General features: G+C 47.4%; 18 protein-coding genes. 10 read left to right on the forward strand and 8 right to left on the reverse strand.

All coding sequences use genetic code 11. The features are described from left to right. Positions 1-32: 32 nt before the first annotated feature. The 3 genes from BM202_RS15440 (at position 33) to BM202_RS15450 (ending at position 3,982) form a co-directional block, all read left to right on the forward strand. Positions 33-923: an AraC family transcriptional regulator gene (locus BM202_RS15440; protein ID WP_093827607.1), complete on the forward strand. Its 891-nt coding sequence runs from the start codon at positions 33-35 to the stop codon at positions 921-923. Between the two features lie 66 nt (positions 924-989). Further along, a complete protein-coding gene (locus BM202_RS15445; RefSeq protein ID WP_093827609.1) occupies positions 990-1,727 on the forward strand; it encodes an SDR family oxidoreductase in 738 nt (245 codons plus the stop codon). Positions 1,728-2,278: 551 nt separating this feature from the next. After that, positions 2,279-3,982: an AMP-binding protein gene (locus BM202_RS15450; RefSeq protein WP_093827611.1), complete on the forward strand. Its 1,704-nt coding sequence runs from the start codon at positions 2,279-2,281 to the stop codon at positions 3,980-3,982. 75 nt (positions 3,983-4,057) lie between these two features. Here the strand turns inward: BM202_RS15450 and BM202_RS15455 are convergent, their stop codons facing one another. Continuing rightward, complete coding sequence (locus BM202_RS15455; protein WP_093827613.1) at positions 4,058-4,513, reverse strand: LytR/AlgR family response regulator transcription factor; 456 nt, start codon at positions 4,511-4,513, stop codon at positions 4,058-4,060. A gap of 285 nt (positions 4,514-4,798) precedes the next feature. Here BM202_RS15455 and cysM point away from each other — a divergent pair, with 285 nt between their 5' ends. The 4 genes from cysM to BM202_RS15475 all read left to right on the forward strand — a co-directional run bounded on the left by cysM (position 4,799) and on the right by BM202_RS15475 (position 10,382). Then, on the forward strand, positions 4,799-5,671 hold the full coding sequence (cysM, locus tag BM202_RS15460) for a cysteine synthase CysM (RefSeq protein WP_093827615.1): 873 nt from the start codon (positions 4,799-4,801) through the stop codon (positions 5,669-5,671). Positions 5,672-5,722: 51 nt separating this feature from the next. Next, on the forward strand, positions 5,723-6,772 hold the full coding sequence (locus BM202_RS15465; protein WP_093827617.1) for a quinone-dependent dihydroorotate dehydrogenase: 1,050 nt from the start codon (positions 5,723-5,725) through the stop codon (positions 6,770-6,772). 206 nt (positions 6,773-6,978) lie between these two features. Next, positions 6,979-9,549, forward strand: a complete 2,571-nt coding sequence (locus BM202_RS15470; protein ID WP_093827619.1) for an FtsK/SpoIIIE family DNA translocase — start codon at positions 6,979-6,981, stop codon at positions 9,547-9,549. 191 nt (positions 9,550-9,740) lie between these two features. Beyond that, on the forward strand, positions 9,741-10,382 hold the full coding sequence (locus BM202_RS15475; RefSeq protein WP_093827621.1) for an outer membrane lipoprotein periplasmic chaperone LolA1: 642 nt from the start codon (positions 9,741-9,743) through the stop codon (positions 10,380-10,382). A 64-nt stretch (positions 10,383-10,446) separates the two neighbouring features. Here the strand turns inward: BM202_RS15475 and upp are convergent, their stop codons facing one another. After that, complete coding sequence (upp, locus tag BM202_RS15480) at positions 10,447-11,094, reverse strand: uracil phosphoribosyltransferase (RefSeq protein WP_093827623.1); 648 nt, start codon at positions 11,092-11,094, stop codon at positions 10,447-10,449. Positions 11,095-11,228: 134 nt separating this feature from the next. On the opposite strand from upp, the gene BM202_RS15485 reads away from it, so the two are divergent. After that, positions 11,229-13,007: a hypothetical protein gene (locus BM202_RS15485; RefSeq protein ID WP_093827625.1), complete on the forward strand. Its 1,779-nt coding sequence runs from the start codon at positions 11,229-11,231 to the stop codon at positions 13,005-13,007. Between the two features lie 109 nt (positions 13,008-13,116). After that, complete coding sequence (lpcA, locus tag BM202_RS15490) at positions 13,117-13,689, forward strand: D-sedoheptulose 7-phosphate isomerase (RefSeq protein WP_093827627.1); 573 nt, start codon at positions 13,117-13,119, stop codon at positions 13,687-13,689. A 128-nt stretch (positions 13,690-13,817) separates the two neighbouring features. Here the strand turns inward: lpcA and BM202_RS15495 are convergent, their stop codons facing one another. The 4 genes from BM202_RS15495 to BM202_RS15510 all read right to left on the reverse strand — a co-directional run bounded on the left by BM202_RS15495 (position 13,818) and on the right by BM202_RS15510 (position 18,193). Beyond that, positions 13,818-16,175 carry a carbohydrate binding family 9 domain-containing protein gene (locus BM202_RS15495; protein ID WP_093827629.1) on the reverse strand — a complete coding sequence of 786 codons (2,358 nt, stop codon included), beginning with the start codon at positions 16,173-16,175 and terminating at the stop codon, positions 13,818-13,820. 100 nt (positions 16,176-16,275) lie between these two features. After that, positions 16,276-17,121, reverse strand: coding sequence for a TPM domain-containing protein (locus tag BM202_RS15500; RefSeq protein WP_093827631.1), 846 nt, complete (start codon positions 17,119-17,121; stop codon positions 16,276-16,278). Beyond that, positions 17,114-17,548 (reverse strand): TPM domain-containing protein, encoded by a 435-nt coding sequence (locus BM202_RS15505; protein ID WP_093827633.1) that lies wholly within the window; start codon positions 17,546-17,548, stop codon positions 17,114-17,116. The genes BM202_RS15500 and BM202_RS15505 overlap by 8 nt, the downstream gene beginning before the upstream one ends. 63 nt (positions 17,549-17,611) lie before the next feature. Next, on the reverse strand, positions 17,612-18,193 hold the full coding sequence (locus BM202_RS15510; RefSeq protein WP_093827635.1) for a LemA family protein: 582 nt from the start codon (positions 18,191-18,193) through the stop codon (positions 17,612-17,614). Positions 18,194-18,390: 197 nt separating this feature from the next. Between BM202_RS15510 and BM202_RS15515 the strand changes: the two genes are divergently transcribed. Next, a complete protein-coding gene (locus BM202_RS15515) occupies positions 18,391-19,179 on the forward strand; it encodes an SDR family oxidoreductase (protein ID WP_093827637.1) in 789 nt (262 codons plus the stop codon). A 66-nt stretch (positions 19,180-19,245) separates the two neighbouring features. Here BM202_RS15515 and BM202_RS15520 read toward each other — a convergent pair whose 3' ends face one another. Together BM202_RS15520 and BM202_RS15525 are read right to left on the reverse strand one after the other, a co-directional pair. Continuing rightward, positions 19,246-19,905, reverse strand: coding sequence for a response regulator transcription factor (locus BM202_RS15520; protein WP_093827639.1), 660 nt, complete (start codon positions 19,903-19,905; stop codon positions 19,246-19,248). A gap of 63 nt (positions 19,906-19,968) precedes the next feature. Continuing rightward, positions 19,969-20,781 (reverse strand): sensor histidine kinase, encoded by an 813-nt coding sequence (locus BM202_RS15525; RefSeq protein WP_093827641.1) that lies wholly within the window; start codon positions 20,779-20,781, stop codon positions 19,969-19,971. Between the last annotated feature and the right edge of the window lie 3 nt (positions 20,782-20,784).

Here is a 20,784-nt window from a genome sequence, read left to right on the forward strand (position 1 = left end):
GTTTGTAGCTGTAAAAATCGTAATTTTAACCAATGCAGATGGTTAGCGAAAATCAATACGTACCGGTTTATAATCTAGATCCAGACGAAATAGCGGGTAATAGGGATTTTAGGGTCTATAATTTTGAAGGCAGTTTGCCCAGCGAGTCCGATCTTCTTATCCCGCACCGAAAGGATCATTACCTGATTGTTTTTATCAGGCGGGCGGGCAGTCGTCAATGGATTGATATGGCACCCTATATCATCAAAGACAATACGATTTACTTTACAGGGCCCAATCAAATCATTGTAAAGGAAGGGTTTGAACAGTTATGGAGCACGGGGATTGCGTTTACGAAGGAGTTTCTGTCGTTGCAGGAAAACGCTTCATTAAGCAAGCTGCCGCTAATTCAAAATCCTCAGAATGGCCATGAATTACTGCTCAAGGACGCTGATATTCTGTTTGTGGAGGATCTGCTGGCCAGGATCAATGTCGAGTATCAACGCCCTAGTGAGTGGCAGCAACGTATGCTAGCCGCTTATTTGACGGTGCTGCTGACGTACCTGAGCCGCCTGTATACAGAGCAGTTTACCGATACCGTCCCGTCAATGGATAAGCTTTTACTGAAGGATTTTCAGGCTAAAATCAATGAGTGCTTCCAAGAATTGCATGAGGTTGGTGAGTACGCATCTCTGCTGAATATTTCTGCCGGACATTTGAGTGAGGTGGTGAAAATGCAAAGTGGCAAACCAGCCATTAAGCACATCCATGAACGACTGGTGCTGGAAGCCCGACGCTTGCTCTTTCATACCAATAAGTCGTTAAAAGAAATCGCTTTCGACCTCGGCTTTTCAGAAGCTTCCTACTTCAACCGGTTCTTCAAACGTGAAACTGGCGTGACTCCTGCTGATTACCGGACTAACATCCGTAAAATGTACCAGTAATGCCGCAGAATGTGTTGCAGCCGGGCGCACAGCGCGTGGTAGCTTTGTTCTGTTAACAACTTAATTATGAAAACAGTACTGATAACAGGAGCGAACAAAAGTATTGGCTTTGAAACCGCCAGGCAATTACTACAACAAGGGTACTACGTATACCTGGGCAGCCGGGATATGCACAAAGGCCAGCAGGCGGTTAGCCAGCTACAGGCAGAGGGCTTAACTCAGGTAGAGCCGATTGAAATTGATGTAGATGACATTGCATCCATAAAGGCCGCCCGCGAGGTATTAGGGCAAAAAACGAACGTATTGGACGTGCTAATTAACAATGCAGGTATCGGTGGTACAATGCCGCAGACGCCATTGGAAACGGATATCAGCGTATTCAGGGAGGTTTTTGAAACTAATTTTTTTGGCGTAATCGAAGTAACGCAGGCGTTTATAGATCTGCTGAAGCAGTCGCCTGAACCAAGAATCGTTAACGTCACCTCAGGTCTGGGCTCGCTCACCCTGCACAATGACCCTTCATGGAAACATTACCAGGTTAAGCCAACCAGTTATGTTGCCTCCAAAGCGGCCCTTAATGCTTATACCATTGTGCTGGCTTATAACTTGCGCGATACGTCCTTTAAAATAAATGCCGTTGATCCAGGTTATACCGCTACCGATTTTAACAATCACTCTGGCCCCGGAACCGTGCCAGATGCCGCTGCCAGGGTGGTGAAAGCAGCCCTGTTAGGTCCAGATGCTCCGACAGGTCAATTCTTTAGCGATGACAACGTACCAGAAACGGGGATCAGTCCATGGTGATTGCTATAAACCAGCTTATTATAAATTGATGATTTGGGAGAACGTTTTAGTGGGCAAGCTTTCAAAACAATTGATCGGTATAACAACCACATTCTTCTGTTAGTAACGAAAATGCCGATGAGCTAGCTCATCGGCATTTTTGGTGAGTAGTACGTCTTCTTCAATCATTAGCGAGATGGTTTTCTGTCGAAAGGTGAGGCTGAATTATACCATTGACTCTATGCCCTTACGCTTCGCGTTCAGTGAATCCACCCGGCTAGTCTTGCGAACGAAATATGGCTGGTCTCGTAATTATTTTTGATACGTTTACAAAACCCACTACTGTTGGCACCCGGCATCACTGACGATGAAACCCGGCTTTAGTTGCCGGGTCATGTAAAAAGCCCTGTTGCCCTGAAAAGATTACCCTTCTCTGCGAAGCATTACAGAACCTGCCCCTTTTAGGCATAATTTTTTATACCTATTCTTGCCAGATGGCACGTGATTTACGTTTTTTCTCCGAGACCTTTCTCGTTTTTATTTTATTTTTGCTTTAAACTTTACAATCTCACATGGCGACGCAAGCAACCCTAAATCCATATCCCTGGCGACGGTTTTACCCCAAAGAGGTACCCGACGAAATTAATCCCGATGCGTATTCGTCGCTGGCTGCACTGTTTGAGGAAGGATGTCGACTATTTAGGGATCGACCAGCCTATGCCTGCATGGGCAAACAGCTAACATTCGGTGAATTAGATAAATTATCCGAACAATTTGCATCGTTTTTGCAGAATGATCTGGGACTTCAGAAAGGCGATCGACTGGGCATTCAGATGCCCAATACGTTACAATATCCAGTGGCTATGTTTGGTGCGTTGCGGGCGGGATTAACCGTAGTTAATACCAATCCACTCTACACACCCCGCGAAATGCAGCACCAGTATAAAGACTCTGGTACGAAAGCCATCGTGATTCTAAGCAACTTTGCCAGTCATTTGGAAAAAATTATAGATAGAACAGAGATTAAACACGTAGTGATCACGCAACTTGGCGATTTGCTGGGCTTCCCCAAGAAACAAATCGTTAATGCTGTTGTCAAATACGTTAAGAAGCTGGTACCTGCCTATAACCTGCCTGATGCCATTTCATTTAACGATGCCCTCAGCCGAGGAAGTACGCAGCCTTTCCGACCCGTAACGATCAAAAATACGGATCTGGCCTTTATTCAATATACGGGTGGAACAACCGGCGTCTCAAAAGGCGCTATGCTCACCCATCGCAACATTATCGCGAATGTGGAAGGACAGCATTATTGGATGAAACCGGGCGGTGTGCCCGACGGCGAAGGAATTATTGTTGCGGCCTTACCGCTGTATCACGTCTATGCACTGACAACGAACGCGTTAGCCGCCCTGAAAAGTGGAGCGATGAACTTGCTCATCACGAATCCGCGTGACTTGAACGCTTTCATTGATGATCTGAAGAAGTATAAAATCACAGCTTTCACAGGCGTTAATACCCTGTATAACGGCTTGCTGAATCATCCCCGCATTGGCGAAGTCGATTTCAGTTATCTGAAGGTTACCTCGGCAGGCGGAATGGCGCTCCAGACAACCGTAGCAGAACGGTGGTCCAAACTCACCGGTAATACCCCCTGTGAAGGATACGGCCTGACAGAAACATCGCCCGTGCTTAGCTCAAATCCGACTGATGGCACGGTGCGCGTCGGAACGATTGGCATTCCCTGGCCCAGTACTGAGATGAAGATTATTCACGATGACGGTACTGACGCACCCATTGGCGAAGCCGGAGAAATCGTAGCACGCGGCCCACAGATTTTCAAAGGCTATTATAATCGGCCCGAAGAAACAACAAAATCCATGCTCGGCGACTGGTTTAAAACGGGCGACGTCGGCATCATGAATGAAGATGGTTTCTTCAAAATCGTTGATCGCAAAAAAGACATGATCCTGGTGTCTGGATTTAATGTCTATCCCAATGAAATTGAGGAGGTTGTGTCGCAGTGCCCTGGTGTACTGGAAGTAGCCTGTATTGGCGTTCCCGACGAAAAATCCACTGAGGTCGTAAAGATTTTTGTCGTTAAAAAAGACCCTAACCTGACCGTCGAAACGATAAAAGCGTATTGCCGGGAAAATTTGACGCCTTACAAAGTACCGCGCGCTATTGAGTTTCGCAGCGAGTTACCAAAATCTAACGTAGGCAAAATTCTTCGACGACCTTTGCGAGATGAGGAATTAGAGAAATTGAAGAAGTAAATTCTGTTTAAAATCAGAAGCCGTCTCATAGCTTTAAACTGTGAGACGGCTTCTTTTTATTGGCACGGCAAGACGTTACGCTACCAGCACGACCGGCGCAGTTGGCTTCGAGTCCAGTATCATCAACTCCTGCTGAAACCCTTTTACTTGCTTGATGAATCGACTCGCCTTTCGACGAGACACTTCTACACGATCCCCATTCACCATACTTACACTTAACTGCTGCTTGTCTGGGTGAATACTTTCCAGATACAATAAATTGATAATGCTCTTCTTATGAGGCCGGACAAATACTTTAGGCGATAATCGGCTTTCCATTTTTTTCAACGTAAGCGACACCATCAACTGACTTCCATCGGCAAAGTGAAAGACGGTATAGTTTCCTTCACCTTCTAACCGCACAATGCGGTGCATCGGCATTTTTTTACGGCTTCCCCAAAACGGAAGCGTTAAATCAGGCATGTCGAACTGACCGGCAATTTGTTCAACATAAACGTTCGTGAGCGGTTTGGCCAATAGAGTTACTTTCATTCTGATTAAGTAATTAAAGGGTGTGAATAAAGAGGATATGAAGTAACTTAACGTAATGGGTAATAACTTCTATATTCTCAGATAGCAAGTTTGCATAAAATTCATTGTCAAGCAATTAGCTACCATAAAAAAGTAAAGCCAGCGAAAATCTACTTACTGAAAGCAGCCTGAGTTTGATTAAAACAGCTCAATCTGGCAACCCTTTTTGCAAGAACAAAAAACTACGGGCGAACTTATTGGACAGCTTTAGCCTTGACAATTCAAAACAAGTTTATACGAATCAGCATGGCAACCCTGCTCGATTTAGTCGGTAATACCCCCCTGGTTGAATTGAACCGCCTAAATCCAAATCCTAACGTAGCATTATACGGCAAACTCGAAGGTAATAATCCCGGTGGAAGTGTAAAGGACCGTGCCGCGGTCAGCATGATTCAGGGCGCCCTGGCCAGAGGTGAACTAAAACCAGGCATGACGCTCGTTGAAGCGACGAGTGGCAATACGGGTATTGCGCTGGCGATGATTGCCCGACTTTATGACATTCCCATTGAGTTAGTAATGCCCGAAAACTCTACCCGCGAGCGTGTTCTGACAATGGAAGCTTTCGGCGCAAAGGTTACACTAACCGATACAATCGAAAGCGCTCGCGACTACGCTGATGAGCAAGTGCTCAAAGGCGGCTATCTAATGCTCAATCAATTTGCCAATCCAGATAATTATCTGGCACATTATCGAACCACTGGTCCCGAAATATGGCGTGATACGTCGGGACAGATCACGCACTTTGTTTCCTCAATGGGCACAACGGGCACCATTATGGGAACCTCCCGCTATTTGAAAGAACAGAATTCGGCGATACAGATTGTTGGTTGCCAGCCTACGGATGGTTCCTCGATTCCGGGCATTCGGAAGTGGCCAGTAGAATATCTGCCTAAAATTTTTGAACCGCAACGGGTTGATCGTATCATGGAAGTTTCGGCCGATGAAGCTACTACGATGACACGTAAACTGGCAAACATTGAAGGTGTTTTTGCGGGAATGAGCAGCGGTGGCTCCGTCCATGCTGCCATTAAGTTAGCGCAGGAACTGGAATCTGGCGTGATCGTTTGCATCATTTGCGATCGGGGTGATCGGTATTTGTCGTCGGACTTGTTTGGTTAAACCCACAAGCTTTTTTTAACCTTATAGGTTTATAGGCGTACTTTTGCGGGTATGTACAAGCGAATTATCCTCCCATTATTGTTCCGTTTCGATGCTGAAACCATTCACCATACGGTTTCAACTTTACTAAAATTCGCGCTTGCCATTCCCGGCATTTCAGCGCTCTGCCGGAAATTATACGTAGTGGAGGACAAACGGTTAGCTCGAACCGTATTTGGGCTAACCTTTCCGAATCCCGTTGGTATGGCGGCTGGTTTCGACAAAAATGCCGAACTAATTAGTGAACTGAGTGATCTGGGCTTTGGCTTCGTTGAAATCGGCACCGTAACCCCACGACCGCAACCGGGCAATCCACGCCCGAGACTTTTCCGGCTGAAGGCTGATCAAGGGTTGATCAATCGCATGGGGTTCAACAACAAGGGGGCTGGCCCGGCGGCCGGGCGGCTGCGTAACTTCGCACAGAATAGGGGCAACAGGCAGGTAATTGTTGGGGGGAATATTGGAAAGAATAAAGACACGCCTAACGAAAATGCCCTGAGTGATTACCTGAGCAGTTTTCGTGAATTATTTGATGCGGTCGATTATTTCGTGGTTAATGTCAGTTCGCCTAATACACCCGGTCTTCGTGATTTACAGGAACGGGGCCCGTTAACCCATCTCCTTACTGCCCTCCAGCAGGAAAATCGCCAACGTAGCATCCCTAAGCCCATTTTACTGAAAATTGCCCCCGACCTGACCAACGGCCAGTTAGACGATATTATTTCCATTGTCGCCGACACAAAAATTGCCGGCGTTATTGCCACGAATACAACTATTAACCGCGCTGGCCTAACTACTAATTCGACCCTTGTCGAGCAAATTGGTGCAGGCGGTGTCAGTGGTCGCCCCTTACGTGAACGGGCAACGGAGGTGATTCGATATCTGCATCAGCAATCGGGTGGCGCCTTCCCAATTATTGGTGTAGGTGGTATTTTTTCAGCCGATGACGCCCAAGAGAAACTCCGAGCGGGCGCAAGCCTAGTGCAGGTCTATACCAGTTTTATTTATGAAGGCCCCGCACTGGCAAAACGAATCAACCAGGGGTTGTTGAAAAATATGTGAAAACGTAACCTATTACGTCTCTACACGATAGGTTTGGCTAGTGGCTCAAAAGCGTCTGATCCGGTGATTTATCACATGAACCTGGCCCCATAGTAACGAACTGAAAACTTGTTGCATTTCTACGCTCGTTTTTCATGCGTTTCTACGTAGTTTCTCGTTAAAAAGTAGGAAATTTACCCCTGCTGCTTAAAGTACTACTTCAACGCATGGCACAACCGACGACATCTCCACGCCAAAATACACTCCGACGAAATGCTGACCGAAATGGTACTGAGCCCCGTCCCCGAATAAACAACGGTGCCTCAACCGGTCGTAGCAGCAGCCCATCCTTTAATTGGGGAACCGCTATTGACCGCTGGTTTACCGACCAACGATCAACCCTGACCCTCGGCGTTTTGCTGATGGGGTTAGCCGTAGGGTTGCTGGTCGCCTGTGTATCCTATTTGCTGAATGGGCCAGCCGATCAAAGTGTAGTGGGAGCCGCTTTTTCAGAACCGCTGGCAGAAGCAGCCACCGAAACCCGTAACTGGGTTGGACTCGTTGGTGCTTATGTGGCCCATGCGTTTGTTTTTCGATGGTTTGGCGTAGGTGCACTGGCTTTGCCAATCATTGTATTTCTGGCTGGATATAAACTGACCTTTGGAAAAGAATTACTGCCCCTGAGCCGAACAACGGCGGCCTTGCTGTTCAGTGCTGTTTGGTCTAGCCTTTTGCTCGGGTATATCGTGCTCGTTACGAACTCTGCCGAAACGTCCAGTGTATGGTGCGGAGGTATTGGCTACGAACTAAACGTTGCTTTATATGGCCTCTTTGGTTGGGGCAATCTGGCCTTCATTGCTTTTCTGCTTTTCGCTTTCGTTGTCTATTTCTTCGATGTAAGAAATATAAAGATGCCAGATGTCTCAGCGCTAAGTCGTCCCCGGTCTCCAAAACGGCCTGATGGTACGTTGCATACCTATGAAGAAAGTGAACTTGAAGCTGAGGAAGAAGATAATGAACCAGAGCCAATAATTCCTTCGAAGGCTGCTAACCAGGATAAAACAACAGAACCAGCCCCGACTTATGACCATACCGTACCTGTAGCTACCAGTACACCAACAGCCGATGCCATCAGCCAAAGTACAGGCGTTACCTTAACGATCAAAAACCGCGACGCGGTTTTTGAGGATTCGGTAGCTGATCCCGAAGAACTTGGCGCAACACCTGCCCCAACGTTTGAACCCGATCCATTTGAGGATGATGATTTGGTGGCATTGCATGGTTTATACGACCCAACCCTCGACCTGCCGCAATACCAATACCCAACCAATTCACTACTAACCGATTATCAGAACAGTCGAAAAGCGTCGGTTTCGGATGATGAACTGACCGCCAACAAAGAGAAGATTGAAAATACGCTACGTAACTTCGGCATCGAAATTGATTCCATTCAGGCATCCATCGGGCCAACCGTTACGTTGTATGAAATTGTACCGGCAAAAGGTGTTCGAATTTCCAAGATCAAGAGCCTGGAGGACGACATTGCGCTAAGCTTGTCGGCTCTTGGCATACGTATCATTGCGCCTATGCCGGGCATGGGAACCATCGGGATTGAGGTTCCGAATAAGAACCGGGAAATGGTTTCCATGCGATCGGTTATTACGAGCGAAATTTTTAGCAATAGCAAGTTCGACCTGCCAATCGTATTAGGGAAAACCATCTCGAACGAAATTTACGTAGCCGATCTGGCCAAAATGCCCCACCTGCTTATGGCCGGTGCCACAGGTCAGGGGAAATCGGTTGGTTTAAACGTATTACTGACGTCGCTCATCTACAAGAAGCACCCTTCTCAGTTGAAACTGGTGCTCGTTGACCCTAAAAAGGTAGAACTGACCTTATTCAATAAACTGGAACGCCATTTTCTGGCCAAACTGCCAGACTCCGAGGAACCTATTATTACCGATACCAAGAAGGTTGTTAATACGCTCAATTCGTTGTGTATCGAGATGGACAATCGCTATAACCTGCTCAAAGATGCCGGTTGCCGAAACTTGAAAGAATATAATGCAAAATTTGTAAAACGGCGGCTTAACCCCGACAAAGGCCATCACTTTTTACCCTATATCGTTCTGATAATCGATGAGTTGGCGGATCTGATGATGACGGCCGGGAAAGAAGTTGAACAACCCATTGCCCGGCTGGCGCAGTTAGCCCGGGCCATCGGTATTCACCTTGTTGTGGCTACGCAACGGCCATCGGTCAACGTTATCACGGGCCTGATCAAGGCCAACTTTCCAGCGCGACTATCGTTTAAAGTGACCTCTAAAATCGACTCCCGAACGATTCTGGACACAGGTGGTGCCGAGCAACTGGTTGGGATGGGCGATATGCTGCTATCCTCCAACTCCGATATTATCCGGTTACAATGCCCGTTCGTAGACACGAACGAAATTGAAGACATTTGTGAGTTTGTTGGTAACCAGCGCGGCTACGACGATGCTTATTCATTACCCGAATTTGTTGGTGACGAAGGTGGTCAAAGCGATGATAAAGATGTGGATCTTGACAACCGCGACCCCATGTTCGATGAAGCGGCCCGTCTTATTGTCATTCACCAGCAGGGAAGTACGTCCCTTATCCAGCGTAAACTTAAACTGGGCTACAACCGCGCCGGGCGGTTGATTGATCAGTTGGAAGCCGCTAAAATCGTTGGCGCATTCGAAGGAAGCAAAGCCCGTGACGTACTGGTACAGGATTTACAACATCTGGAAGAAATTTTGAAACGGTTAAAGGAGTAACGATAGCCTAACTAGTTAACGAGCCATTTCGTCTAGTCCACTACGTTAAAGCATAGACCGCGAATGGGTTGATTTAAGATTGGTTAAGGAACATTAAACTTTTTCGGCTTTATTTAGTCTCTACAACAAGCCGATACGGCCCTGCGAAGTGGCTGTAATACAACCTCAATTGACGAGTAATACCTATAAAAATGAAGAAAATAGCATGGATGCTAAGTTTAGCGTTAGTGATGGCGCTACCTGCTTTTGCTCAAAAAGACAAACGGGCACAGGATATTCTGGACGCAATGAGCAAATCGTATAAGGCCCTAAAATCCTACCAGGCAAATTTCACATATGCCAGTGCGGGCGGGGGCGCCAAAGAATCTTACAAAGGTGATTTAACCGTCAAAAACGAGAAATTCCGACTTCTGCTGGGTGGGCAGGAAGTGTTTACAGACGGCAAAACGATGGCTACCTACATCAAAGAATCGAACGAAGTAAATATGCAGGATTATGAAGGATCAGCTGGCGGAGAACTCAATCCTACACAAATTTATACGATTTATAAACGTGGCTTCGCTTATCGTTTCCTAAAAGAACAAAAGCAGGGCGGCCGAACACTGGAGGTAATTGAACTTACACCTAATCGTCCCAAAAGCCCTATTTCAACGGTACAGATTTCTGTTGATAAGGTGGATAAATCTGTCCGCAATTGGTTGATAATCAACAAAGACGGGAAACGTACTTCGTACACGATTACCAAGTTTACGCCAAACGTAAATGTTCCAGACACGTTTTTTGTCTTCGACAAATCAAAGTATCCAGGCGTTGAAGTGGTGGACTTAAGGTAAAATAGTCGTAAGTCTTCAGTCAATAGTCTTGAGTCAATTACTGGCGACTATTGACTGAAGACTTCTACACTTTCTCACCAAAGGCCAAATCCCCTGAGTCGCCGAGACCGGGAACGATGTAAGAATGCTCGTTGAGATGGGAGTCGATGGCACCCAACCAAAGATGGCATTGAGGTAATTGTTGTTGCACATGCCGAACGCCCTCAGGACTGGCAATAATAGCCGCAATATGCGTTTGGGAGGGAATTCCGTAACGTAGCAAAGCGTGGTACACTTTTTCGAGCGAACGGCCCGTAGCCAGCATCGGGTCACATAAGATAAGAACTTTGCCGCTCAAATCGGGGCTCACAATGTAGTCCATGGCAATCTCAAACTCGTCGCTACCTTCTACAGTGGCCCCTCGGTAGGCTCCGGCAAACGCATTCTCGGCCTGGTCAAAATAACTGGCAAATCCCTGGTGAAACGGCAAACCTGCCCGCAGAATTGTAGCTAGAACTGGCTGCTGACGAAGCACTTGTGTCTTGGCAATGCCTAAGGGCGTTTGTATGGATACATTTTGATAGGACAGTTTTTTAGAGATTTCATAAGCCATCAATTCGCCAAGTCGTTCCAGATTCCGCCGGAATCGCAAGCGATCCTGCTGAATGGAAACATTGCGAAGTTCGGCCATAAATTGATTAGCCAATGAGGATTGCTGAGCAAAAACGAACATAGCGAGTGGGGTTCTTCGCTGTAAATTAGCCGTAAGGTTGGCGTATATCCAAACCAATTTCCTAATTTAAGCGGTTCATCTGACCCATCGCATCGAATAATGAGTCATAATTGGGTCGACAGCCGGTAAATTACATGCGCAGCAACGTTTACGTTTTCTGTTTTCTATTTCTTTCGTTAACAGTTCGGGCACAAAGCCCTCTTGTACCGCTCAACGCGGATTATTATCATCTCATTGATCGGCTTGAAATCCGGCAGAATAAATGGGCAGAAGGCTTTCATAGTACCGTAAAGCCGTATAACCGGCAGAGTATTATCCAGTTAACGGACAGTTTGCTCGCTCATCCGGGGCGTGAGCTCTCCGACTCAGACTATTTCAATCTTGATTACTTGCGTAATGATAGCTGGGAATGGCTACAAACCAACGATTCGACACAGTTGGACCCATTTACCAAACATCTGCGGCCCAAAGCGGCACCGGGCGATAGTCGCGAACCGATCCTGAAGCATTTCTACCATAAAAAAGCAGACTTATATAATTTACAGACCCCTGATGTCGATTTGCACGTTAATCCCGTGCTTTATGTTGGTGTCGGAATCGATGCTACGTCGGGTCATGACGATCCGTCAGCAAACAACCAACGCTTACTATTTATCAATACCCGTGGTCTGGAAATACGGGGTACTATTGGGCGCAAGCTAGGCTTTTACACGTTTTTTTCTGATACGCAGGCTTCGTACCCAGAATACGTTCGGCAGTATGGTAGAACCTACTCCGGAGACTCGTTGGCTTCGGCACCAGGCGAGGGTTTTGTCAAGCCGTTTGGCGCTAATGGTGGAGTCGATTATTTATCGGCACGGGGGTACATTACGTTCAATACGCTCAAAGTCATTAACATTCAGTTTGGCCATGATCGAAATTTTTTCGGTAACGGTTTTCGGTCGCTGTTGCTATCAGACAATGCGCCCCCGGCGCTGTTTTTGAAATTGTCTACTCGTTTAGGCCGACGCATTCAATACACGAACCTGTTTTCTTCGTTGCAAAACAAACAGGCGCCTTTACCGCTGGGAGAACATTTGATTCCGCAGAAGTTCATGGCGATCCACCATCTGAGTATCAATCTCAATGATCACATGAATCTCGGCGTGTTTGAAGCGGAGGTTTTTAGCCGCGACCGGCTGGACCTCAGCTATCTGAATCCTATTATTCTATACCGCTACGTCGAATCAAGCCAGGGAAGCAGCGATAATGCGTTTATTGGCATTGATTTTAAAGCAAATTTTCTGTCTCAGTTTCTGGTTTACACGCAGATCATGCTCGACGAGTTTCGGCTAAAACAGTTGCGGGAGGGAAAGGGTAATTGGACGAACAAGTTTGCTATACAGGTAGGCGGCAAATACATTGATGCGTTTAATGTACCAAACCTCGATCTACAGGCTGAACTAAATCTGGCACGTCCCTACACCTACGCACATGAAGCGTCGGCAAGCGTCAATGCAGGCCAAACTAACTATGCGCATTATAACCAACCCCTTGCGCATCCGTTGGGTGGCAATTTTCTGGAAGGCATAGGCATTATCAAATATCAACAAAGACGCCTGTCGGGTACGGGTATTTTCGGCATCATGATGTACGGAGCCGATCCAGCGCCCGACATCAACTATGGAGGTAATATCTTAAAGGATTACAATGGTCGTGTTCGTGAAGAAGGAAATTTCATTGGCCAAGGCCGCAAATCGGTTATTACGTATGCTGACCTGCGCGCGTCCTATATGATCCGGCACAATATTTTCCTGGAAGGCAGGCTCCTCTATCGGTTTCAGGATAGTCAGTATCGCCCAGATAGTTACACCAACAATGTTGCGAGTTTTGCTCTACGTTGGAACCTACCTTATCGAAACACGGTATTTTAGAGAACCGTGAAACGTAGAAACCGTACGACACAGGAATGCTTGTACAGTCGACCTGCCTTAGTAATTTTACACCCTATGCCTTACGATCTTTATGCCCTAAGGCTTTTTTATGCTCGACCTTATTCGCCACGAACTGACCGAAGCGCAGTCCGTTTTAGATACATTCCTTAATAATCCTGATCATCTGCTAGCTATTGAACAAGCCGCGGTGCTGATGGCTGATGCGCTCAAAAGTGGGCATAAAATTATTTCCTGCGGCAATGGTGGATCTCATTGTGATGCCATGCACTTCGCCGAAGAACTGTCCGGGCGCTACCGCGATGATCGCCGGTCGCTGGCAGCCATTGCGATTTCGGATGTAAGCCATATTTCCTGCGTCAGTAACGATTACGGCTATGAATATGTGTTTTCGCGCTTTGTTGAAGGGTTAGGAAACCAAGGCGATGTCTTGTTAGGCTTAAGCACCAGCGGTAATTCAGCCAACGTAATCCGGGCTGTTCAAGCGGCTCGACAAAAAGGCATGAAGGTGGTCCTGCTAACCGGCAAAGACGGGGGCAAACTGGCTGGATTAGCCGATGTCGAAATTCGGGTACCACACTTTGGCTACGCCGACCGCATCCAGGAAATTCACATTAAAGTCATTCACCTGTTTATTCTGCTGATTGAGAAGCAGGTCATATAACCGCGCGGGCGTCCCCACCGGAATTTTTGTGATTATTCTGACCGACTATGCTTTTATTAGCCAGCTTTCTTTGAAAGCCAAATCACCACAAAATCATAGTCGGTCGGAATAATCACAAAAATCCCGGTTTAGAATTGCTTCAGATACGATAACTTTCCAATAACATGCTGCTCCTGTTGCCGGTCGGTGGCACGTAGTGAACCCGCGAAAGCACCGTGGTTATAGACAACATACAGAAACGATAGTGGCTGGAGCTCCCACGCCAGACGAATGTTCCAGACATCTTTGTCGGTATACGTATTACGCTGGTAAAAACTGATCAATTGCAAGCGCGGATTAACCGCCATCCGGCTTTCAACACTATACAAACCAATCGTCCCCGAATACCCACCGACATTCTTAAACTCATTCAGCTCACCGCTCATAGTAAAGGAGATGTGCGGAATGGGCGCCACAACCATGGAACCCCGACCATAATTCAGCCGCCCGTCGTAATAATGTCCGGTTTCGCCATTAAACTGGAAGGACAATTTTTTGGATGGATCAGTACTGAACATGATCGTATACCGAACGTAGCGGTACTTGCCCGATGCAATACTGAGGCCTAATGGTCGATAATCGCCATCGTCCAATCGTTGAAACGTTGGATTGGCAAACAGACCAATGTTTCCTCCGTTCTGAAACGTTAGCCAAATTGGGTTGAAATTATACTGCGCTTCCTGCAAATAGCCTGTTGATGCTTTGTGGTAAAACTCAAAAAATGCGCCGGGTTCAAAGCCTCGCACCCACTTCGGCAACCATTTTCCCCGATTCACTAAATAAGCGCCGGGCGTGGTGGCGATCACATCACTGCGCGATACAAAGCCCATTTCGGGATTGAAGCTCTTCGTCACCAGCGACTCTGTCCACCAGGCTACGATTTGGTTGGTACGGTACGTTAACTGACTGTAGGCGGCCATTCCCTGATCAGTAGCGCTCCCGGAACTAAGCGTTCCGATGGCCATTACACTATACGATAAAGTCTGATTCAGACGAAAAAAGCCGTCTATCGCCAGAGTTGCGTTTTGCCTTCCTCCAATGCTATCGATTTTATGTACGTTTTTCAGTGTAAAAAGTCCGCCAATCCGGTTTTGCCGACCAATGTTTTCAGCATAGCGGCCAACAAAAAAATCCGTTGTTGGACTGCCCGGAATACCGCGTTGCCGGATAACCATACCGCCATAATTCCGGTTAAGCGACCGATAAACGAACCGCGCTCCAGCGTCAATCGGTACGGGCGTGCTGGTACCATCAGGCAACGTAGCAAGACCAATCGTACGGCTGAAAAACGGCTGAATCACCATACTACCGCCCTCGCCCGAATTAGCATTTCCGGGTAATCCCGCCCCAAACAAGCTAGCATTCTCCAGGAAAAAGGCACGTCGTTCGGGAAACAGCACGGAAAAACGGGTGATATTATTAACCTGACGATCCACATCAGCCTGGGCAAAGTCTGTGTTTAGCGTAAGATCGAGAACCGTATTGGGATTGATGGCCCATTTGAGATCACCACCGATTTTTAGTTTTGCCGCCTGCCCAGACCCAACTTCCGTACCGCTATAGCGATCATCGCTCAGCAATAGATACGGCTGAATACGAATGTTTGTCGAAGGCGGTGGTGGTTTCAGTCCTGTAATCAAACCTGCATAGGCCACCCGGCTCGACGTAAAAGCTCTTGGATAAGGGGACCAGCTCGACGATTCATTGGAGTACCGCCGATTACGAAAAAAATTGATTCCCCATGCTTGCGTAGAATCGGCTGAGCGGGCATACCGTAGCGTTTGCCAGGGAATCTGCATTTCAGCCACCCAGCCCGAATCGGTGCGTGTAGTACGTACTTTCCAGAAACCATCCCAATCAATATCGTACAGCACATCGTCGAACGAAAGCATATCGCGTTGAGTGCCATACGGATTTGTAGCAAACGTGGCTCCATTACGCCGGTCATTGAAGCCGTCAATAACTACCCCAAACAGATCATGTGCCTGATTTGAAAAGTCCCGCTTGAAGTTAGGAGACCGTAACCCACGCCGACCAAGTGAGTCGTGGTTAATGGCCGCTATGTATAGATACTGGCGATTATACAGTACCCAAACATCAGTATCGAACGTAGCAGGTCGGCCCTGTTTGGGATCGACCTGCACAAATTTCCGGGCAGGTTTGACTCGAAGCCAGTCAGCCTCATCAAGCCGACCGTCAATCTTAAGTTTATCGCTGATTTCAACAGCCTGAATCGTTCTGCGCTTTTGCGAAGGTGCGAAAATTACCGCCTGGCCATTGGCAGCCTGCTCATTTTCGATACGTTGATCAATGGCCTCTTCACGGCTTGTATCCTGCTGAATAACACCTGACTGGGCCGTATTAGGCACAACAGGATTTGTTTGAGCGAATGAAAAAGTCGGAAAAAGAATAAAAAATACGTAGTAACGAGCGGCAACAGGCAACATGTGATGTGAATGGCTTAATCAGCCAAAATTAGACACATATGACAAAAGCTAGCTCTATTTTTCGATGAACGGGCTGTTAGCTTATTCATCGGTAGGTTACTTAATAGTCACCACCGGCCCCACCGCCCCCAAAACTACCACCGCCAAAGCCGCCGAAACCACCTCCGCTGCTGCCACCTCCCCCGCCCGAACTACCCCAGCCGGAGAATGTTGATGTTGGAAAGAAGATTGGCCCACCCCAGCCGCCACCGCGATTGCCACTGCTACCGCCACCCCGATTTCGACGGGATATAATGAAGATGATAACAAACAAGACAATAAGTATAATAAAAAATCCGACGGGTCCCTCACCATCGCTGGTTTCGGGTTCGCCTTTGTACTCACCACTAGCCCGCCGGATAATCTCGGTCGTAGCGGCATCCAGACCCTGATAGTATTGCTCCTGTTTAAAAGCTGGAGCAATTGTGTTCGTAATGATACGTTTGGCAATCGCGTCTGGAATGGCGCCTTCCAATCCATAACCTGGTGCAATGAAGACTTTCCGTGTCTGTGTGGCCCAGGCAATCACCATGCCATTGTTTTTATCCTTCTGACCTACACCCCATTTACGACCAACCTGAAAGGCGAAATCTCCAATTGGATATGGTTCCGTTGTTTTAACAATAACAATGGTAATCTGCGTCGAGGTAGAATCGTTGTAAGCCTTCAGTTTCTGTTCAAGCTGCGCCCGTTCGGTGCCGCTCAGAATACCCACAAAGTCATTGACTAATCGGGGCGGGTTTGGCTTAGCCGGAATAACGTTGTTGGCCGATGTTCCGTCATCGGTGGCAGTATCCTGCGCCCATAAACTTACCGGCGCTATGATCAGTAAAAAAATCAACCCAATACGTAGCGTTTGGGCAATATAAGAAAGGAAACGAGGTACGTTCACGGCAGTATCATTCAAACGAAATATCGTCGGTGAGTTCGTTAGTATCGTCGCTGGCGTACGGAAAATACTGTTTTAACTGTTGGCCGGCCCGCTCGATTCCCCGGCTCAATCCTTCGACATACTGGCCAGCAGCAAAATGACTACGAAGCAGGTCTTTAGTGGTTTCCCAGAAATTGGCTGGCACCTTGGCATCAATCCCACTATCACCCAGTATGGCAAATTTCCGATCGGTATGCGCGAGGTAAAATAGCACCCCATTCCTATCCTTAGTCTGGTGCATACCTAAACGGTCAAACACCTCAATAGCCCGTTGCACAGGATCGGCGCTGGCGCAGTGCGGTTCAACGTGCACTCGAATTTCACCCGATGTGGCTTTCTCAGCCTGCCGGATAGCATCTACAATGCGTTGCTGCTCGTCGGGAGTGAAGGGGGTAGTTTGCATAGGGAATGGAGCACGGGGCATGGGGCACAGAGTCCATGCTCCACACCCCTTGCTCCGTGCTACTTAAAATTGTACCGTTGGGGCGCTCTGAGCCGCTTGCGAAGCTTCGAAGAATCCTTTGACAGGGAAGCCAAAAATCCCGGCGAAAATGTTATTGGGGAACGACCGTACTGATTGGTTATAGGTTTTAACCGCTCCGTTAAAATCATTCCGGGAAACAGCAATTCTGTTTTCAGTACCTTCTAACTGCGCCTGTAACTCCAGAAAATTCTGATTCGCTTTTAGATTTGGGTAACTCTCAGCCACTGCCAGCAGTCGCGATAATGAACCACTCACCTGATCTTGGGCGGCCTGAAATTTCTGAACATTCTCAGGCGTCAATTGATCGGCAGTGAATTTTACCTGGGTTGCGCTGGCACGAGCCTGAATAACGGCCGTAAGCGTGCTTTTTTCAAAATTAGCGGCCCCCTGCACCGTCCGAACCAGGTTTGGAATAAGATCAGCCCGGCGTTGATATTGCGTCTGAACCTGTGCCCATTTTTCCTGTACGTTCGTATCGGTCTGAACCAGTCCATTGTAGGAACTACAGCCGTACATGCCCAGAATAAGGGCGATAACCACCACAATAATTAATGTCTTAGACATGGTTTGATAGAATGCAAAAGGTTATTATTGAAATCAAAGTTGGCAAAACTCGTTAATTTGCCAACGTAAAACTACGGCAGCGGTGTTTTTCTGCCTTTGCGCCGGTCTTTGTATGGATGATTGGTATGGCCCTTTATAAGCTAGACAACATATAATTGTCACCGTCTTATGTTTATCGATCATATAGTCTAAACTAAATGAATCTTGATTTGATTGGAAAAACCGCCCTCGTTGGTGGTAGTACGCAGGGGATTGGCCGGGCTACGGCTGTGGAACTCGCTCTGCTGGGGGCCAATGTGGTACTAATAGCCCGCAATGAACAAACACTTAAAACGACACTGGCCAATTTAGATACGACGAAAGGGCAGACTCATCACTACGTAGTGGCCGATTTTAGTCAACCGGGCGCCGTTCTGAAAGCAATTTCAGCGCACCTAGCCCAATTTCCGGACGTACACATCCTCATCAATAATACAGGTGGGCCATCGGGTGGACCGTTGATTGAAGCGAAACCGGAGGAGTTTGTCCAAACGTTTCATAATCACTTACTCAATAATCAGGCGTTAGTCCAGGTGGTTTTTCCGTTTATGAAGCAGGCAGGTTATGGACGGATTGTCAATATTATTTCAACTTCTGTAAAACAGCCGATTGTGGGTTTGGGTGTATCCAATACGATTCGGGGTGCTGTTGCGCAATGGGCAAAAACCTTGTCACTCGAAATTGCCCGTTTCGGCATTACGGTCAATAACGTATTGCCGGGCAATACACGAACGGCTCGTTTAGAGACGATGCTGGACATTCGTGCAAAGACATCGGGAAAGACAGAGGAAGAGATCGAGAAACAAATGGAAAGCGAAATTCCAACGGGCCGCTTTGCTACCTCTGAAGAAGTGGCCGCTGCCGTTGCTTTTCTGTGTACACCCGCAGCGGCATCCATCAACGGAATCAACGTTCCGGTCGACGGAGGGAAGACGGGAAGTTTGTAAAAGTCGTAACGGGGCCGCCCGTGCAGTCAGCAGCCGCTAATGTCAGTTACTAACAACTTAAAACTTCTATACCAAACTATTTTTAAACGCATAGGCTACCATGCCAGCGGTATTTTTGGTGCCCGTTTTTTCGAGAATTCGCAGCCGATGACCTTCAACAGTACGTGGACTAAGGAATATTTTTTCACTGATTTCATTGGTTGAAAGACCTTCACAAATAAGAATTAACACCTCTTTTTCGCGTTCAGAGAGGAGGATTTTACTATTGTAAAAACCATTAACCGGTTTATCAACTTTCGTTTTATTCGTCATCTTGCGAAGCATCGCTTTCGAAACAAATTCCGTCAGGTAAACGCCTTCGTCCATCACTTTCCGAATGGCCTTTTCCACTTCACCCGCTTCGGCATCTTTGAGGAGATAGCCACTGACGCCCTTTTCAAGCAGATGTAACACCATCCGGTCTTCATCATGCATGGTCAGCACAACGATTTTAATGAGCGGATAGTGCTCACGCATGTAGTCGGCGGTAGCGGTGCCGTCCATGACAGGCATTTGCAGATCGAGCAAGACAACATCGGGCATTTTGCGAGCAATTTTATCGATCAGTTCTTGTCCATTACCCGCTTCCAGAATTAACTCAAAATCGTGAATCTGCCCAAGAATGGTGGCCATACCGACACGAAATAACGTATGATCGTCGCAGAGAGCCAGTTTGATTTTTCGCATAGAGGAAGTAGAGTTTAAGCCAGATGCCTGTTAGTCGTTGACAACGACAATTGAGCAAACAAATTAACTCAATAAATCAACAGGCTGAGCATCATGCAGATGAACCTGCACATGAATCTGCGACCCACGGCCGGGTGCTACGTCGAACGTTACGTGTCCGTTCACTACGTTCAGGCGGCTTTCGATGGTGCGCAAGCCCAGGCCACCCTGGCGATTTTCCATAATCGCATCAAAATCGAATCCTACTCCATCGTCCACTACTGACAAACGTATCTCATTATCAAGGCAAAGTAGTTGGACAGCAATATGCGTGGCGCGGGCGTGTTTAATGGCATTATTGACCAGTTCCTGCGCAATTCGGTAAAGCATTAGCTCCAATGCGGGAGGAATTTGAATGGCCGATTCGGGGTACGTCAATTGCACCTCCAATTCGCCATCATTAGCCCGGTCGATCAGTTCTTCGAGGGCAGCCAGTAATCCAAACCGTTCGAGCGTTGTAGGGACCAGATTACGGCTGATGCGTCGGACATTGGTCATGGTTTCATCAATCATAGACCGGGTTTTTTGAAACTCGAAACCTACCTGCACTTCACCACCCAATTTCCGCTCCAACTGATTCAAGCTCATCTTCGTAATCGACAGCATGGTGCCAATGCCGTCGTGCATATCTTCGGCGAGCCGTTTACGCTCTTCCTCTTGCCCCCGGAACGTGGCAGCCATGAGTTCACGTCGATGTTGTGCCTGTAGTTCCTTGAGCGATAACTGTTGCTTGGCTTGTTTTTGCTGGTAATAGGCCACGAAGATGATAATGAACACAGCCATCATCAACAACACGGCCGTACCGACGGCAATTACAAATCCAGAGTCCATCGACATTAC

The sequence above is a fragment of the Spirosoma endophyticum genome (assembly GCF_900112365.1).
Taxonomy (GTDB): Bacteria; Bacteroidota; Bacteroidia; order Cytophagales; family Spirosomataceae; genus Spirosoma; species Spirosoma endophyticum.

What these genes read in the sequence shown, in the direction of transcription:
- BM202_RS15440 (WP_093827607.1), top strand. Translation starts at nt 33, where the DNA reads ATGCAGATGGTTAGCGAAAATCAATACGTACCGGTTTATAATCTAGAT.
- BM202_RS15445 (WP_093827609.1), top strand. Translation starts at nt 990, where the DNA reads ATGAAAACAGTACTGATAACAGGAGCGAACAAAAGTATTGGCTTTGAA.
- BM202_RS15450 (WP_093827611.1), top strand. Translation starts at nt 2,279, where the DNA reads ATGGCGACGCAAGCAACCCTAAATCCATATCCCTGGCGACGGTTTTAC.
- BM202_RS15455 (WP_093827613.1), bottom strand. Translation starts at nt 4,513, where the DNA reads ATGAAAGTAACTCTATTGGCCAAACCGCTCACGAACGTTTATGTTGAA.
- cysM (WP_093827615.1), top strand. Translation starts at nt 4,799, where the DNA reads ATGGCAACCCTGCTCGATTTAGTCGGTAATACCCCCCTGGTTGAATTG.
- BM202_RS15465 (WP_093827617.1), top strand. Translation starts at nt 5,723, where the DNA reads ATGTACAAGCGAATTATCCTCCCATTATTGTTCCGTTTCGATGCTGAA.
- BM202_RS15470 (WP_093827619.1), top strand. Translation starts at nt 6,979, where the DNA reads ATGGCACAACCGACGACATCTCCACGCCAAAATACACTCCGACGAAAT.
- BM202_RS15475 (WP_093827621.1), top strand. Translation starts at nt 9,741, where the DNA reads ATGAAGAAAATAGCATGGATGCTAAGTTTAGCGTTAGTGATGGCGCTA.
- upp (WP_093827623.1), bottom strand. Translation starts at nt 11,094, where the DNA reads ATGTTCGTTTTTGCTCAGCAATCCTCATTGGCTAATCAATTTATGGCC.
- BM202_RS15485 (WP_093827625.1), top strand. Translation starts at nt 11,229, where the DNA reads ATGCGCAGCAACGTTTACGTTTTCTGTTTTCTATTTCTTTCGTTAACA.
- lpcA (WP_093827627.1), top strand. Translation starts at nt 13,117, where the DNA reads ATGCTCGACCTTATTCGCCACGAACTGACCGAAGCGCAGTCCGTTTTA.
- BM202_RS15495 (WP_093827629.1), bottom strand. Translation starts at nt 16,175, where the DNA reads ATGTTGCCTGTTGCCGCTCGTTACTACGTATTTTTTATTCTTTTTCCG.
- BM202_RS15505 (WP_093827633.1), bottom strand. Translation starts at nt 17,548, where the DNA reads ATGCAAACTACCCCCTTCACTCCCGACGAGCAGCAACGCATTGTAGAT.
- BM202_RS15510 (WP_093827635.1), bottom strand. Translation starts at nt 18,193, where the DNA reads ATGTCTAAGACATTAATTATTGTGGTGGTTATCGCCCTTATTCTGGGC.
- BM202_RS15515 (WP_093827637.1), top strand. Translation starts at nt 18,391, where the DNA reads ATGAATCTTGATTTGATTGGAAAAACCGCCCTCGTTGGTGGTAGTACG.
- BM202_RS15520 (WP_093827639.1), bottom strand. Translation starts at nt 19,905, where the DNA reads ATGCGAAAAATCAAACTGGCTCTCTGCGACGATCATACGTTATTTCGT.
- BM202_RS15525 (WP_093827641.1), bottom strand. Translation starts at nt 20,781, where the DNA reads ATGTCGATGGACTCTGGATTTGTAATTGCCGTCGGTACGGCCGTGTTG.